We start from the raw sequence: 15,570 nt of genomic DNA, 5'->3' as shown, positions 1-15,570 counted from the left end.
AATCACTTGTATGAAACTATGTTAGTTCTTCAAAAGGTATAGGTAATGATTTATAAAGCTATCGGTAGTATTATCTAAAAAATTTGAAAAATACCTAAACCTTCAAATAGAATTTTACATCCTAATATTATTAAAATAATCCCACCTAAATATTCTGCTTTTGATTCTAAAAATCCGCCTAGTATTTTTCCTACATAAACTGCAATAAAACATAATATAAATGTAACGATTGTAATTAAAGAAGATGCATAATAAATATTAATATCTTGAAAAGAAAAAGTAACACCAATGGCTAAGGCATCGATACTAGTTGCAATTGCAAGAAAAAATAAAGTTTTATTTTTTAAATCTTTTACTTCATTTTCAAAATCATCTTCTCTTGCTTCTTTAATCATGTTTAAGCCTAAAGCAATAAGTATAACAAAAGCAATATAATGACTATACTCAGCTACTTGTGATGAAAAAATAGTTCCTGCAAAATAGCCTATTAATGGCATCAATCCTTGAAATATACCAAAGAATAATGATATTTTCATTACTGTATAAACATTTATTCTTTTATATTTTACACCACTTGCTATTGATACAGCAACACTATCCATAGCTAAGGCTATGGCAATTAAAATCAATTCCATTTTCTTTCCATACTAATTTATTTTTTAACTTCATTTACATCAACTAGTGAACTTTCCATTAGAGTATTAGTTGATTGTTTTAAAACAGTAAAAGCCCATTTACAAAGACGGATAATACTTCTATACGATAATATCCAAACGTTTTATCAATGTTTAAACACAAAAAACATATTGTTGAACTTGTTATTTTATCTCAAAACCTTTTAATCTCAAGTATGATATTAACTCCCCCAAATATATGTTTTAACTAAACTCATGCAGTTAAAATCAATTTATAGAATTTGTCATTATATTTATATAAATTGTTATTCTCTAAACAACTGAAAATATATATAATCCTTTCACAAAAAATTTAAAGGAATAAATAAAGATGGAATTTTCATATGATAATCCAACAGCAATTGAGTTTGGAAAAGGAAAAATAAAAGAGCTTACTAACAAGATTAGTAAAGATAAAAAAATATTACTAGTATATGGTAGTGGTTCAGTTAAAAAGAATGGTTCTTATGACCAAGTTATAAAAGCTTTAGAAAATCATACATTTTTTGAATTTTCAGGAGTAGAACCTAATCCAAGTATTGAAACTATGCATAAAGCATTAGAGATTGTAAAAAAAGAGAATGTTGATTTTATTTTAGCTCTTGGTGGTGGTTCAGTAATTGATGGTTGTAAATATTTAGCAGCAGCTGCACTTTATGATGGTGATGGTTGGGATTTCTTAGATGGAACAAAAGAAGTTGAGAGAGCTTTACCTTTAGGCGTAGTTTTAACATTAGCAGCAACTGGTTCTGAAACTAATCATTTAACTGTTGTTTCTAAAAAAGAAACAGGTGAAAAAAGAATGTATTTCTCAAATCATTCATACCCACAATTTGCAATAATGGATCCTTCTTTTATGGCTACATTAAGTGATAGACAATTAGGAAATGGTTTAGTTGATGCCTTTGTTCATACTTCAGAACAATATATCACTTATCCAACAACTGCATTAGTAAACGATGGTTATGCAGAAACTTTATTTAGAGGTTTAGTAAAACTATCTGATACTTGGTCTGAGCGAAGAACAGATGCATGGTTAGAAAACTTAATGCATATTGCAAATCAAGCACTAAACTTCCAAATTGGAGCAGGTGTTCCTCAAGATTGGTCAACTCACCTTATTGGACATGAGTTAACAGCTAATTATGGATTAGATCATGCCAGATCTTTAGCTGTGGTTCAACCTTATTTATTAGAAGTAATGGGTGCAGAGAAAAAAGAGAAAATTGCACAATTAGGTAAAAATGTATTTGGAATTGAAAATGACAATGCAGCTGTAATTGAAGCAATGGAAAAAGTATATAATAAAGTAGGAGTACCAACTAAATTAACTGCATATGAAATTGATGATAAAGTCATTGAAAATGTTTCAAATGCTTTAATCAAAAATGGTTATACAGAAATTGGCGAAAATGGAACTATTACATTAGATAAAGTTTCTACAATTTTAACTATGTCTATGAAATAGTATTAAATACTACAATTCTCTTCAAAAGATGATTTAACATCTTTTGGAGGATATTTCAAATAATAGATTAATTCCACACTTGAGTATTCAACTAACATAAAAAGAAAATGGGATAACATAAGTCCAAAATACAGATATTACAAACTTATTATTAAATAATAAGTTTGTAATAAGTGATAAAAATGATTAAAGTCTTTCTTACTCAAAAGTGTTTTGTGTAACAAATGAAAAAGAAATAGGAATAATGGAAAATATTGAAGAAAAAAACTATTTTAGATGTTAGTAAAAAAGAGTAATAATAAATGAATAAAAAAATTTTAACACAAGCCCATAAGTTATTTACTGATGATGGAATCCATGATACATTTTTAGATGATGTAAAAATATATACTACTTCTAAGTATGACCCTTTAAGTCCTTTTATATATGATGTATGTCTTATTTTAGTTTTACAAGGTAAAAAGATAGGTCATCTTGGAGATAATAAATTAATATATGATTCAAAAAATTATTTGGTTGTACCTACTACTTTACCTTTAGAATGTGAAACATATGCATCAAAGGAAGAGCCTTTTATAGGATTAATTATTTCAATAGATAAAAAAGTAATGTATGAAATAATAGATAATATTTCAAAAAAAGAATTTATTGATTCAAAAAAAAATTCACTTGGAGTATTTTCAGATAATGTTAATAATAAAATAGAAGAGCTAACTTTTAATCTTTTAGAAATATTACAATCCAAAGAAGAATCAACTATTTTAGGAACATCTATTTTAAAAGAACTATTTTATAGAGTAGCAGTAGGCAATAATTCAAAGTTTTTATATAAAATGTTTTTAAATAATAATAAAGAAGCAAAAATTGCAAGAGCTTTAAAAATTATTCATACTGAATGTGAATCAAATTTGAATATTGCAACTTTGGCAAGACAAGAAGATATGAGTGTAGCTTCTTTTCATACTCACTTTAAACAAATCACTTCACATACTCCTTTACAATATATAAAGAAAATAAGATTGACAAAAGGAAAGGATCTAATAGCTAAACAACATTATCAAGTTATTGATGCAGCCTATGAAATGGGGTATGATAGCGCATCACAGTTTAGTAGAGATTTTAAGAATTATTTTGGATATCCTCCAAAAGAAGTAAAACCTACTATTTAATATCATTTGTTAAGGATTTTAATATAAAAATAGTTGTTTTTTCGAAATTATCATATATCTTAGTATAAGAAACAGCACCTTTTAATAAAGAAATTGTAAAAAAAGCTTCTTCTTCAATACTTCCGTTTATAACAAAACAATTAGTATTCACACCTTCGTGTAATATCTTTTCCATATTAGATTGTTCTATCTTGGCCAACTTCTTAACTTGAACTTTCATTGACTCAGGTAAAAGTTCATACTCTGAAAGTAAAGATACAATAGGACAATCTTCTTTATCATTTTGTTGAGTTTTATATATTTTAAAATACTCTTTTAATTTGTTTATACTTGAAAGTTCAGAATTTATAATTAAATCAAATTTTTGATTTAAATCTTCTGCCATAACATCTAAGCAAGCATTTCCCAAAAGTTCTTTTTTCTTAAAATAGTGGTGTACATTCTCTCTTGTAACATCAAGTGTCTTGGCAATTTGAGTGAAACTAAGATTTGAATATCCTACTCTTCTTATAATACAATTTGCAGTATTTATTACATCATCTATTCTTGATTTCTTCATATTTCTTCTTTGTTTTTTTTGATTGTATATTACTTTAACTTACTAATACATAAGTTAAGTCTTGACAAAAAAATATTTTATTGATAATATTCCACATAACTTACTATATAGTAAGTATAAAAAAGGATTATTATGAATAAAGAAAATGTATTAAAAGAGTTCCAAGTATATACAAATGCTTGGGTTGAAAATTTCAATAAGGGAAATGTGCAATACTGTATTGATGCTTATGTAGATGATGCAAGAATGATTGTTAAAGGTCTTGGAAAATTTGAAGGTAAAGAAGAGATAGCAGGGTTTTGGAATGAACTCACAAAAAAAGCAAATCATATAGAGTATTTAAATACAAATATACTAGTAATAAATGAAAATACAATTCATTTAAATTCTGATTGGAAAATGAATATAGGTGAAGGTATAATTACTTTAGAAGAATGGGTAAAACAAGAGGATAATACTTGGAAATTAGTAAACGACTGTTTTCAAGTAGAAAAACAGTACTAAAGGTTTTAAATACGATATCTACATGAACACTCATTATATATTTCAAATCCAAAGTTGTCATGTTATTTTTATATTAATAAAAAAAAGACCGTGTATGCATAGATAATAGTGGCAGTGCTATTGCTATTTATTTGAGATTGTAGTATAACAGTATAAAGAATATAAATAGGACTAGCCAGTGATAAAACTAAGTAAATTAGGAAGCGGTGATTTATCAAACATCACAACGGAAGCAATACTAAAAAAAATTGATAGCTTTGATAGAGTAACTGTAACAAGTAAGCTTCTAGAGTACTTAAAAAGACATTATAACTTAACTTTAAAAGAAGACCACGAATTCTTAGTATTAAAAGCAAAAAGACAAAGTTATAGCATTGTACCAGTTGGTCATGAAGATATTAAACTTCTAGATTTACAACCAAGTAATATAATCAAAATTATGTAAATCTTTTCAAAGATATTTACACAACTTGAATTGGTACATAAAAATCTAAAATAAAAGAATCATTTTCATCTAGATAGTGATTCTTATGATATATTGAAAAAGCAGGCAATGTTTTTGCTTCATATCCACTATTTGGCATCCAATACTGATATATATAAGTCATAAGTTTACAAACTTCTCCATAAACTCCTTCATAGTGAAAAATTGCATATAAAGATTCTAATACTTCAAATTTACTAATTGAGTTTGTTGGTTCAAAATTTTTATCGACTTCTAATGCTGCTATATAATTACACTCTTCATAAGGAATAATAATTGTATTATCATGATAAACGCCAATTTGGGTAGAATTAGTAATATCTTTTTCATATGCAAAGGCCATAAGTCTCTGCCATAACTTTGATAAAGCATCTCCATCATATCCTTTGTGTCTTATGTAGGCACAAGTTTTTGTTGGAATTACTTGTATCTTTGGTTCAATTCCTATAAATTTTTCATAAAAGTTTTCTTCTAAATGAAGTTTTTCTTTGGTGAAGTTTTTATAAGCACCTTTTTTCCATTGTGTAGGAGTATAAACAAAACGTTTTTTAAATGCTTTTATAAAAGAAGTATGAGATGCATATCCACATAGTTGACTTATCTCACTAATAGTTGAATACTTATTAGTAATAAGTAGGTTGGCTGCTTTTTGTAGTCTTATAGCTGTAACTCTTTCAAAAACATTTTCCCCAATTTCTTCTTTAAAAATTGTAAGAAAATGAGACTTGCTTACACTATTTAATTTTGCTAATTCTTCAAGTGTAATATTTGAATTAATATATTTATAAATATAATTAAGAGACTTGTTAACTATATCTGCTCTTATATGTTTAGTATCTTTTTTCATGTCTATAGTATATCATAAGATAAAAAAATAGTAATTTAGGATAACAAAAAAAGAATATAAGATAAAGATTTTATTTTTTTGATTGATTATAATAATAAGAAAAGTTTAGGAGTATATTATGAGTAGAATACTAATAACAAAGCGTTGTCAGGAAACTATAATATCAGGATTTGAATTTTTACCTGCTAAGACTTATAATAATAGTATTGAAATATTTTCTCCTTTTGCACAATTAGCAAATATACATTTTGCTAATAGAGGTTTAGATATTAAAATTTTAGAATCAGGTTCAATAAAAATTATATTTGATAATATAGATTTAGATTCAAGAAATGAATTTTTAACTGAATTAAAGTCATTTATAAAAGCTTCAAGAAGAGAAGTGATTGACAATTTCTTAATATATAAAAACAATAGAATCTCTTATTTATAAGAAAATAAACAATATTAAAAAAGGAAAAATATGAAAGCTATAGGATTTAAAACATCACACAAGATTGGTCACGAAGATAGTTTAATAGAATTTGAAACAAGTAAACCACTTGCAAAAGGGTTTGATATCGTAGTAAAAGTAAATGCTGTTTCTATGAATCCAGTAGATACTAAGGTTAGAGCAAATACAGCAAAAGATACTGTTTTAGAAAATCCAAAAGTTCTAGGATATGATGGAATTGGTATTGTAGAGAGTATAGGAGATGATGTTTCAAACTTCAAAATTGGTGATAGAGTATTTTATGCGGGAGATGTAACAAAAAATGGTTCAAATAGTGAATTTCAATTAATTGATTCAAGAATTGTTGCACTAGCTCCAACTACAATCAATGATGAAGAAGCTGTAGTCTTACCACTTACCTCTCTTACTGCTTGGGAAGCAATGTTTGATAGAATGAATATCAAAAAAGATAAGAAAAAAACTATTTTAATCATTGGTGGAGCAGGAGGTGTTGGATCAATTGCAACACAAATTGCAAAAGCAACTACAGAACTTACTGTAATTGCAACAGCTTCAAGAGAAGAAACAAGTACATGGTGTAAAGATATGGGAGCTGATGTTGTTGTTAATCATAGAGATTTATTAACTTCAGTTAGAGAAGCTGGTTTCCAATATGTAGATTATATTTTCAACTTAGCAGATACAAAAATTCACTGGGATGCTATGGCTGAACTTATTGCTCCACAAGGTAAAATTTGTTCAATTGTTGATACAACAGAACCTATAGATATCAATAAATTAAAGCCAAAATCAGTAACTTTTATCTGGGAGTTTATGTTTACAAGAGCTATGTTTAATACTGAAGATATTAGAGAGCAAAGTAATATTTTAAGTCAAATTGCTTCTTTAATAGATGAAGGAAAGATCAAAACTACACTTAGTAAAACAATTAAAGGTTTTAATGTTAAAAGTTTAAAAGAAGCCCATGAATTAACTGAAAGTGGTAAAAATATTGGGAAAATTGCAATTAAATTTTAATAGAAGTTTTTAAATCTGGTACATAATTTACCATTTTATGTATCATTTAAACCTAGTAATTAATTTCATTTTACATATAATTGTATTTAATTAATAAAGAATAAAAGAAAGGTAATAATAATCATATGAAAGAAGAAATACCTAACATAGATTTTAATCATGAAAGATGTACTCGAGATTTTAAAGTTATGAAACTTAAAGACTTTTTCAAACAAGATTATGTTTTAGCAGAGATATATAAACCTCATAGATTAAAGTTCTTTCAAATGATTTTTATTACTGATGGTGAAGTCAATCATATGGTTGATTTTCATTCTATTACTCTTAAAAAAGGAAGTTTATCTTTTTCTTCTCCTGGCCAAGTACAAGCTTTTGATGAACTTGGTACTTATGATGGCTATATATGTATTTTCACAGAAGCATTTTTAAATCGTGAGTTTTTACAAATTGCCAATAGACATATTATAGACCATCTTTATTTCCAAAATATAACAAAAGCATTAGTTTTAGAAGATGATAGTTTAGATATTTATTTTGAATTACTTTTAAAAGAATTTATTGAAAGTACTGTTAATCTTAAAGAGGGTGTTGTGGCTTCTTTAGTTAATTGTATTTTGCACAAAAGTAAAGAGCATTTTCCCGAAACTACAAAAGATATTAAAAAAAGTGAACTTTTTAATTCTTTCAAAAAAACTCTTATGTCTGAATTTACGCAACTACATAATGCAGAAGAGTATGCGAATATATTAAGAGTTACTCCTAAGCATTTAAATGTTATCTGTAAGCAAATTACAGGAATGACTACAAAAGCATTTATTGATAAATTTAAAATTGTAGAAGTAAAACGATATCTAGCTTCTTCAACATTACCAATAAAAGAAATCTCTACAAATATGGGATATTGGGAAGTAAGTAATTTTGTAAAATTCTTTAAAAAACATACTGGGTTTACTCCAAAAACTTTTAGAGATGCTCAAGTTTTATATTTATAAAAACTCAATAGGTTCAATATTTACTATTTCTTACTACTTTTAAACCTACACTAAATTCTCCTTTTACTTTATAATTATTTTATAGAAAGGAAATAAAATGAATGATGATATAAAGAAAGTCTCAATAATTACATTATTACTCTTATCAATGATAACTATGATGTCAAATGTTGCAATTGTTACAGCACTTCCTGCATTAAAAGAACAATTTAAAGATGTTGCAAATATAGATTTTTATTCGAGACTTATAATAACTTTGCCGTCTTTAGTTATTGCAATACTTGCACCTATTATGGGAAAAGTTGTGGTGAAGTTTGGAAAGAGAAATTCAACTATTGTATCACTTCTAGTTTTTGCAATAACTGGAAGTACAGGTTTATATTTAAATCAAATTGAAATAATTTTATTTTCTAGAGCATTTTTTGGTATTGCAATTGCAACATTAATGATTATAACAACTTCTTTAGTTGGAGATTATTTTAAAGTAGAAGATAGACCAAAATTCATGGGATTACAAAATGCTTTCATAGGTATTGGTGGAATTTTATTTGTTGTTGGAGGTGGTTTTTTATCTGATATTTCATGGAGAACAACTTTTGGAATTTATTTAATCTCTTTATTACTTTTACCTCTTGCTATTACTTCAATTAAGGAAATAAAATTAGAAAGAACAATAAATAATACTGATGATAAAATATCTTCTAGTATTTATCTTATCTATTTCTTTGCATTTGTATATATGTCATTATTTTTTCTATTGCCAACACAAATGCCTTTTTTACTTATTGAAGGGTTTGGAGCTAGTGGTAAATTTGCTGGAGGAATAATTGCTTCTGCTTTTGTTTCAAATGCCTTAGGAGCAATTATATTTGTAAAATTAAAATCTAAATTTTCATATCCAGCTGTACTTTTAATAGGACTTAGTTTTTTTGCAATGGGTTTTAGTGGACTTGGACTTTCAAATAGTCTATCTTTATTTTTTATACCTGCTCCAATGATGGGATTTGGTGCTGGAATTATGTTAACAAATTTAACTACATGGATGTTAAGTATGACATTTTCAGGTAATAGAGTAAAAAGTTCTGGATATTTTACTAGCGCATTATTTTTAGGACAATTTTCTTCTCCTTTAATATTTCAAAATGTTGTTGATTATTTTGGTACACAAAATTTCTTTTTAAATTTAGGAATAACACTTTTTGTAATCATTTTAATTAGTATGTCAATTCTTATTATTCAAAAATCCAAAAATGAAGTATCTTTGTCAAATTCATAATATATTTGAATTTTTTTAAATATTAAGTCTAGCATTTTAATGCTAGGTTCAATATTTACCATTTTTTATCTCTTTTAAACCTACACTAAATTCTCCTTTTATTTTATAATTATCACATAACAAAATAAGTATAAAATCAAAAGGAAAATAGATGAAAGCAATTATTTTAGAAAAAGCAGGAAGCGTAGAAAATCTTGTAATAAAAGAAATCAAAGAACCAACAATACAAGAAAATGAAGTTTTAATAGAAGTAAAAGCATTGAGTATAAATCCAGCTGATGTAAAGATTAGAGCAACACCTGAATTTGTAAGTGCAATTTATGGTGATGAAGATGTTATTTTAGGATGGGATATTTCTGGAATTGTAAAATCAGTAGGATCAAAAGTTACTAAGTTTAAACAAGGTGATAAAGTTTTTGGAATGGTTAATTTCCCTGGACGAGGAAATGCCTATGCACAATTTGTTGCATCACCAGAAAATCATTTGACAAAAATCCCTGAAAACATGTCATTTGAACAAGCAGCAGCAACTACACTTGCAGCCTTAACAGCACTACAGGCTCTTGAAAATAATATAAAGAAAGATGATAGAATTTTAATTCATGCAGGTTCTGGTGGTGTAGGACATTTTGCTATTCAAATTGCAAAACATTTAGGAGCATATGTAATAACTACATCGTCTGCAAAAAATAAAGACTTTGTAATGAGTTTAGGTGCTGATGAACATATTGATTATAGAAGTCAAGCTTTTGAAGAAGTGGTAAAAGATATTGATTTTGTTTTAGATCCAATGGGTGGAGATACATTAGAGAAATCTGTAAAAGTTATGAAAGAGAATGGAACAATAATTTGTTTACCTCAAGATAAATTTTCTGATGAACTTATCAATGAAGCTAAAAAGAAAAATGTAAATATTATAAATATTTTAGTTCAATCTAGTTCTAAAGATATGGATACTTTAGCTCAACTAATAACAGATAAAAAATTAAAACCTGCAATATCAAAAACATTCACTTTTGAAAACATGCAAGATGCACATTTAGAAGTTGAAAAAGGTAGATCAGTAGGAAAAGTGATAGTAACTTTATAAGGAGATAAAATGATAAATAAAATAGTTAAATTTGATGTAAAACCAGAATATATTGAAAGTTTTAAAACGGCACTTTTAAATGATAAAGAAAATACAAAAAAAGAACTTGGATGTGTCGAGTTTAGAGTTTATGTTGATAATAAGAATCCAAGTTTATTTTTTACGTATGAAAGATTTATTGATCAGGCTGCTTTTGAGAATCACTTGAATCAAGATTATGTAAAAGAACTTGAAAAACTTATTCCCGTAGTTCTATCTACACCGGTTAAATTTTTGAGTTTAGGTGAAACAAATCCACTTCCAATTGCTCTAAAAGAAGCGAATAAAGAAGATGATGAGTTTGTTATCTTCTTTGAGTTTAAATTTAAAGATGGATACAAAGATAAACTTATCCAAAGATTTGGAAAACATATACCAGAAACTAGAAAAGAAAAAGGAAACCTACTGTTTGATTTATTTACAATTGAAGGTCAAGATGACACATTAATGGTATATGAGCACTGGAGAAAAGAATCTGACGTATGGGATATTCATTTTAAACAACCATATGCTGAGATTACTGGTGCACTTATGAATGAATCAGTAGTTGGAAATTTAGAACAATATATGAATTTTGTAACAGAAATTAAATAATAGATACATATACAAATAATAGAGGAAGAATAATGAGAAAGTTTTTTGTAATACTAACACTTGTATTTAGTGTAATTACACTTGTCCAAGCAGGTGAGCTAATTAGTGATTTAAATTTTAAAAATATTGAAGCCTCTAAAGATGATTCAGTGCTTATTCTAAAAATAAATGTTCCACCAAAAAATGCTGTATCAACAGCTGTTTTAAGTGAAATTAGTGCTGGTCTTGATTTTGCACAAAATAATGAGTCAATTGGAGCTATTGTTATTACAGGATCACAAGAAGTTTTTTCAGCTGGTGCAGGAGGAGAGAGTCTTCAAAAAGTAAAAAAAAATGAGGAAACTCATTCTTTTTTAGCCCATAAAGTATTTAATAAAATTGAAGCTTTTCCAAAACCAGTTATTGCCGCAGTTTTAGGAATAAGTGCAGGTGGCGGAAATGAACTTGCTTTATCTTGTGATATTAGAATTGCAGGAGAGAGTGCAAAGTTTAGACAACATGAATTACAAGCTGGATTGATTCCAGGATTTGGTGGGATGCAAAGACTTCCAAGGCTTATTGGACAAAGTAGAGCGATGCAGATGATTTTAACAGGAAGATTTGTTGATGCAAAAGAGGCTTTATCTATTGGTTTAGTTAGCTCTGTTTTTCCAGATGCACAAGTTCTCTCACGTGCAATTGCTTTGGCGCAACAATTAAATGATAATTTAGATAAAAAAGCTTTAGCACAATTCAAAAAAAGAATGGCACTTTCATATAACGAAACTTATAAAACTGCTCTTAGAAATGACCAACTTGCATTTGATAAATTAGCAACTTCACCTGATATAAAAGAAGCTATTGGTAAATTTATTAAAAGACAAAAAGCGCTAAGTAAGAAGGAAAAATAATGAGAACTATATTTAATATATTAGTAGTTAGCTTTTGTTTAATAAGTAGTTCTCAAGCTGCACAGTTAGAAAAACTTTGGGAAACTAATGGCTTTTCTATGCCTGAATCTATGGCAACTTCTGAAAATAGTAACTGGATATATGTTTCAAATGTAAATGCTAATAAAAAAGGATTTATCTCTAGATTAAGTAAAGATGGAAAAATTGATAATCTAAAATGGATTACAGGTTTAAACAATCCTGCCGGTCTTGCTTTATATGGTGATAAACTTTATATTGGTGATAGTTCAGAAGTACATATTATAGATGTGAAAAAACAAAAGCTTATTAAAAGCATATCTTCAAAAGAAGCTAATGCTTTAAATGACGTGACTATTAGTACTGAAGGTGAAGTGTTCGTTTCTGATATTGCAAGTGGAAAAATCTTTACAATAAAAGATGGCAAGTTAGTAGTATGGTTTGAAGCTCCTGAAATTAAACATCCTAATGGTTTATTTGTTCAAGACAATTATCTTTTTATTGCAGATTTTGCGAGTAAATTATCTCATGATTTAAAAGTAGACGATTATGGTTCTATCTATAAAGTTAATTTAACGACCAAATTTTGTAGTCTTATTCCAAGTTCATACCATTTAGGTGGATTAGATGGTTTAATTAGTACTAATGATGCTTTATTAGTTTCCAGTAATCCTACTGGCGAATTGTATACAATCACAAAAAAAGAAAGAATTTTAGTAGGTACTTTTGAAAAAGGTTTAGCAGATATTAGTATGGAAGGTAATACTTTATATGCGCCCTTTATTTTTAGTAAAAAAGTATCTGCATATAGCTTAAAATAAATATAAAAAGAGAAAGAGAAAAAATGAAATATAAAATTACAATGTTTGCTGATTTTCAATGTCCGTATTGCTATATTGCAAAAAATATAGTAGATAGACTAAAAAAAGAATATGATATAGAAATTCTTTTTAGAGGATATGAAATCCATCCTGATATTCCTGAAAATGGAATACGATCAGAAATCTATTTTCCAAATGCAAAACAAAAAAATATTCAATTGCAAGAATTTGGAAGACAGTATGGATTAGAGTTTACTGATATTACAGAGATGCCAAATTCAAATAAAGCATTACAAGTTGCAGAATATGCTAAATCTGTAAATAAGTCTGAAGAGTATAATACGGCAATGTATGAGGCTTTCTTCTTTCATGGAATCAATATTGGATTAATTCCAGAAATTAAGAAAATTTCGTTATCTATAGGAATTTCAGAAGAAGAAGTTGATAATGTATTTTATACAGATAAATATAAAAATAGTTTGATTAATAATAAATATTTTTGTAGAGATAACAATATTACAAGTGTACCAACTTTTATAATTAATGATCAAGTTGTACTTGTAGGTGCACAAAGTTTTGAAAACTTTAAAAAAGTATTTGAAGAACTAAAGAAATAAGTTAGTTGCAATGAAGTTTATCGAAGTCGAATAGTAATTAGACTTGATTAATAAAGGGATAACATACGACCTCATCCTGAAGTAAATACTTTATTACTTCAAGTAATATAAATTAAAAAATTTATGTTAAAAACTCTTGACATTAGTTTGATATCAAACTATAATTCCAGTATAAATAAAGTTTGATGTCAAACTAAAAATGAACAAGGAAATTAAATGATTAAATTTTTAAACACAAAAATAGTTTTAGCATCTATCTTAGCTACTTCAATTTTTGCAGGGTGTGTTGTAAATCAAGATGTTAACAAAGCAGAAGTAAAATCAAATAAAACAAAAGTTGTCGAGTTATTGCAATCAATGGAAAATGGTGATAAAAAACCTGCTTCTTATATTAATAAAAATAAATATATTCAACACAACTTGGGTATTAAAGATGGTCTTGAAGGTTTTGGTGAAGTATTAGCAATGTTACCAAAAGGAAGCATAAAAGCAAGAGTACTTAGAGCATTCCAAGATGGACCTTTTGTGTTTACTCATACAGATTATAATTTTTTTGGACCCAAAGTAGGTTTTGATATTTTTAGATTTGAAAATGGAAAAATTGTAGAACATTGGGACAACTTACAAGAAAAAATAGCAAAAACAGTAAGTGGAAGAACTCAACTTGATGGAGCAACTAAAATTACTGATTTAGATAAAACTGAAGCTAACAAAACACTAGTTAAAAATTTTATTGATGATATATTATTTGGAAAAAATCCAAATAAAATTACAGAATATATTTCAACAGAAAATTATCACCAACACAATACTGCAATTAAAGATGGTTTATCTGGATTAGGTAATGCTATTAAATACTTAGTTTCTAAAAACGATATGTTTACTTATGAAAAAGTACATAAAATATTAGGAGAAGGTAACTTTGTTCTTTCTACAAGTGAAGTTCAATGGCATGGAAAAGCTCATTCTTTTTATGACTTATTTAGAATAGAAAATGGAAAAATAGTTGAGCATTGGGATACTATTGAAGAAATTCCATCACAAGATAAATGGCAAAATACAAACGGTAAATTTTAGTAATAATAAATAATTCAAAAGAAGGAGTGTGAAATGAATAAGAAAAGAGTATTTGTAGTTGGCGCGGCTGGTCAAATTGGAACACCACTTACAAAAAACCTATTAAAGTTAGGTCATGATGTAAAAGCAGTTGTAAGAAAAAGAGATGAGTCAAATGAGTTAAAATTAAAACTTTATGAATCACTTGGAGCAGAAGTTTATGTTGAAGCTGATACTTCAAATGTAGAGCTTATGAGCGAAGCTATGAAAGGTTACGATACTGTTATTGTTTGTACTCCTGCAAATGAGTTTACTGTTACAAGAATGGAACCTGCACTATTAGAAGCAGCACTTAAAGCAGGTGTTAAAAGATTTGTACCCAATGAGTTTGGTGTTCATACAAGAGGGATAAAAGTAGGTGATGGAATTCTTTTTGATTATAAGAAATCACTACATGAAAAGATAATTAAATCAGGAATAGGATGGACATTTTTCTATAATGGTTTAATATTTGATTACTGTCTTCCAAATTTACGTTTCTTTGAAAAAATCACTACGTTTGGGAAAATGGAACTTCCAATTTTCACTCATAGTATTGATGATATTGGTCACATTGCAGCCCTAGCACTTACTGATGACAGAACATTAAATAAGTGTGTTCAAATGGATTATAATAGTTTAAGTCAAAATGAAATGATTGATTTATTAAAAAACTTTTGGCCAGATAGTAACTTTGAATATACACATTTCTCTTCTGAATATATTACAACAATGAAAGATAAAGATGGAGATGAAGTTACTGCAAAAGTAGGAAAAGAAACAGACAGGGAGAGATGGGGTATAAATTATGTAATTTATGTACTTGGAAAACTTGCTACATTTAACGATGAAACACTTAAATCTAGTGACCTTTATCCTCATATGATTTGTGAAAAACCTGAAGAAGCCTTGTCTTCTAAAAACTTTGTTTTTGAAAATGATAAATAAAACAATAAAGAAAT

18 protein-coding genes are annotated in these 15,570 nt (G+C 27.4%); 15 read left to right on the top strand and 3 right to left on the bottom strand.

The window, feature by feature from the left end:
• Nucleotides 1-74: 74 nt before the first annotated feature.
• On the bottom strand, nucleotides 75-635 hold the full coding sequence (locus tag D9T19_RS09065) for a manganese efflux pump MntP (RefSeq protein ID WP_121627920.1): 561 nt from the start codon (nucleotides 633-635) through the stop codon (nucleotides 75-77).
• 370 nt (nucleotides 636-1,005) lie between these two features.
• On the opposite strand from D9T19_RS09065, the gene D9T19_RS09060 reads away from it, so the two are divergent.
• Nucleotides 1,006-2,142, top strand: a complete 1,137-nt coding sequence (locus tag D9T19_RS09060; protein WP_121627919.1) for an iron-containing alcohol dehydrogenase — start codon at nucleotides 1,006-1,008, stop codon at nucleotides 2,140-2,142.
• Between the two features lie 302 nt (nucleotides 2,143-2,444).
• Nucleotides 2,445-3,311 carry an AraC family transcriptional regulator gene (locus D9T19_RS09055; RefSeq protein ID WP_121627918.1) on the top strand — a complete coding sequence of 289 codons (867 nt, stop codon included), beginning with the start codon at nucleotides 2,445-2,447 and terminating at the stop codon, nucleotides 3,309-3,311.
• Here D9T19_RS09055 and D9T19_RS09050 read toward each other — a convergent pair.
• Nucleotides 3,304-3,870: a TetR/AcrR family transcriptional regulator gene (locus tag D9T19_RS09050; protein ID WP_121627917.1), complete on the bottom strand. Its 567-nt coding sequence runs from the start codon at nucleotides 3,868-3,870 to the stop codon at nucleotides 3,304-3,306. The two genes, D9T19_RS09055 and D9T19_RS09050, sit on opposite strands and share 8 nt — an antisense overlap.
• Nucleotides 3,871-4,002: 132 nt before the next feature.
• On the opposite strand from D9T19_RS09050, the gene D9T19_RS09045 reads away from it, so the two are divergent.
• Both D9T19_RS09045 and D9T19_RS09040 read left to right on the top strand, forming a co-directional pair.
• Nucleotides 4,003-4,374 (top strand): Cif family virulence factor, encoded by a 372-nt coding sequence (locus D9T19_RS09045; protein WP_121627916.1) that lies wholly within the window; start codon nucleotides 4,003-4,005, stop codon nucleotides 4,372-4,374.
• A gap of 178 nt (nucleotides 4,375-4,552) precedes the next feature.
• Complete coding sequence (locus D9T19_RS09040) at nucleotides 4,553-4,819, top strand: hypothetical protein (protein ID WP_121627915.1); 267 nt, start codon at nucleotides 4,553-4,555, stop codon at nucleotides 4,817-4,819.
• A gap of 16 nt (nucleotides 4,820-4,835) precedes the next feature.
• Here the strand turns inward: D9T19_RS09040 and D9T19_RS09035 are convergent, their stop codons facing one another.
• Nucleotides 4,836-5,705 carry an AraC family transcriptional regulator gene (locus D9T19_RS09035; RefSeq protein WP_121627914.1) on the bottom strand — a complete coding sequence of 290 codons (870 nt, stop codon included), beginning with the start codon at nucleotides 5,703-5,705 and terminating at the stop codon, nucleotides 4,836-4,838.
• A 118-nt stretch (nucleotides 5,706-5,823) separates the two neighbouring features.
• Between D9T19_RS09035 and D9T19_RS09030 the strand changes: the two genes are divergently transcribed.
• The 11 genes from D9T19_RS09030 to D9T19_RS08980 all read left to right on the top strand — a co-directional run bounded on the left by D9T19_RS09030 (nucleotide 5,824) and on the right by D9T19_RS08980 (nucleotide 15,556).
• A complete protein-coding gene (locus D9T19_RS09030; protein ID WP_121627913.1) occupies nucleotides 5,824-6,138 on the top strand; it encodes a hypothetical protein in 315 nt (104 codons plus the stop codon).
• Nucleotides 6,139-6,168: 30 nt separating this feature from the next.
• Nucleotides 6,169-7,176, top strand: a complete 1,008-nt coding sequence (locus tag D9T19_RS09025; RefSeq protein ID WP_121627912.1) for a zinc-binding alcohol dehydrogenase family protein — start codon at nucleotides 6,169-6,171, stop codon at nucleotides 7,174-7,176.
• A gap of 125 nt (nucleotides 7,177-7,301) precedes the next feature.
• A complete protein-coding gene (locus D9T19_RS09020; protein ID WP_121627911.1) occupies nucleotides 7,302-8,168 on the top strand; it encodes a helix-turn-helix domain-containing protein in 867 nt (288 codons plus the stop codon).
• Nucleotides 8,169-8,265: 97 nt separating this feature from the next.
• The gene (locus D9T19_RS09015; RefSeq protein ID WP_121627910.1) at nucleotides 8,266-9,444 is read left to right on the top strand and encodes an MFS transporter; all 1,179 of its coding nucleotides are present in this window, start codon (nucleotides 8,266-8,268) and stop codon (nucleotides 9,442-9,444) included.
• A 151-nt stretch (nucleotides 9,445-9,595) separates the two neighbouring features.
• On the top strand, nucleotides 9,596-10,534 hold the full coding sequence (locus tag D9T19_RS09010) for an NADP-dependent oxidoreductase (RefSeq protein WP_121627909.1): 939 nt from the start codon (nucleotides 9,596-9,598) through the stop codon (nucleotides 10,532-10,534).
• A 9-nt stretch (nucleotides 10,535-10,543) separates the two neighbouring features.
• The gene (locus D9T19_RS09005; RefSeq protein ID WP_121627908.1) at nucleotides 10,544-11,167 is read left to right on the top strand and encodes a putative quinol monooxygenase; all 624 of its coding nucleotides are present in this window, start codon (nucleotides 10,544-10,546) and stop codon (nucleotides 11,165-11,167) included.
• A 32-nt stretch (nucleotides 11,168-11,199) separates the two neighbouring features.
• A complete protein-coding gene (locus D9T19_RS09000; protein WP_121627907.1) occupies nucleotides 11,200-12,057 on the top strand; it encodes an enoyl-CoA hydratase/isomerase family protein in 858 nt (285 codons plus the stop codon).
• Nucleotides 12,057-12,896 (top strand): YncE family protein, encoded by an 840-nt coding sequence (locus tag D9T19_RS08995; protein WP_121627906.1) that lies wholly within the window; start codon nucleotides 12,057-12,059, stop codon nucleotides 12,894-12,896. Before D9T19_RS09000 ends, D9T19_RS08995 begins: the two co-directional genes overlap by 1 nt.
• Nucleotides 12,897-12,919: 23 nt before the next feature.
• Nucleotides 12,920-13,513, top strand: a complete 594-nt coding sequence (locus tag D9T19_RS08990) for a DsbA family oxidoreductase (protein WP_121627905.1) — start codon at nucleotides 12,920-12,922, stop codon at nucleotides 13,511-13,513.
• 216 nt (nucleotides 13,514-13,729) lie between these two features.
• Nucleotides 13,730-14,590, top strand: a complete 861-nt coding sequence (locus D9T19_RS08985) for a nuclear transport factor 2 family protein (RefSeq protein ID WP_121627904.1) — start codon at nucleotides 13,730-13,732, stop codon at nucleotides 14,588-14,590.
• Nucleotides 14,591-14,623: 33 nt separating this feature from the next.
• The gene (locus D9T19_RS08980; protein ID WP_121627903.1) at nucleotides 14,624-15,556 is read left to right on the top strand and encodes an NmrA family NAD(P)-binding protein; all 933 of its coding nucleotides are present in this window, start codon (nucleotides 14,624-14,626) and stop codon (nucleotides 15,554-15,556) included.
• Nucleotides 15,557-15,570: the final 14 nt, after the last annotated feature.

It is taken from the genome of Poseidonibacter antarcticus, from assembly GCF_003667345.1.
GTDB classification, from domain to species: domain Bacteria; phylum Campylobacterota; class Campylobacteria; order Campylobacterales; family Arcobacteraceae; genus Poseidonibacter; species Poseidonibacter antarcticus.
The sequence above is the reverse complement of the archived record's forward strand: the minus strand, read 5'-3'. Positions and strand labels throughout refer to the sequence as shown.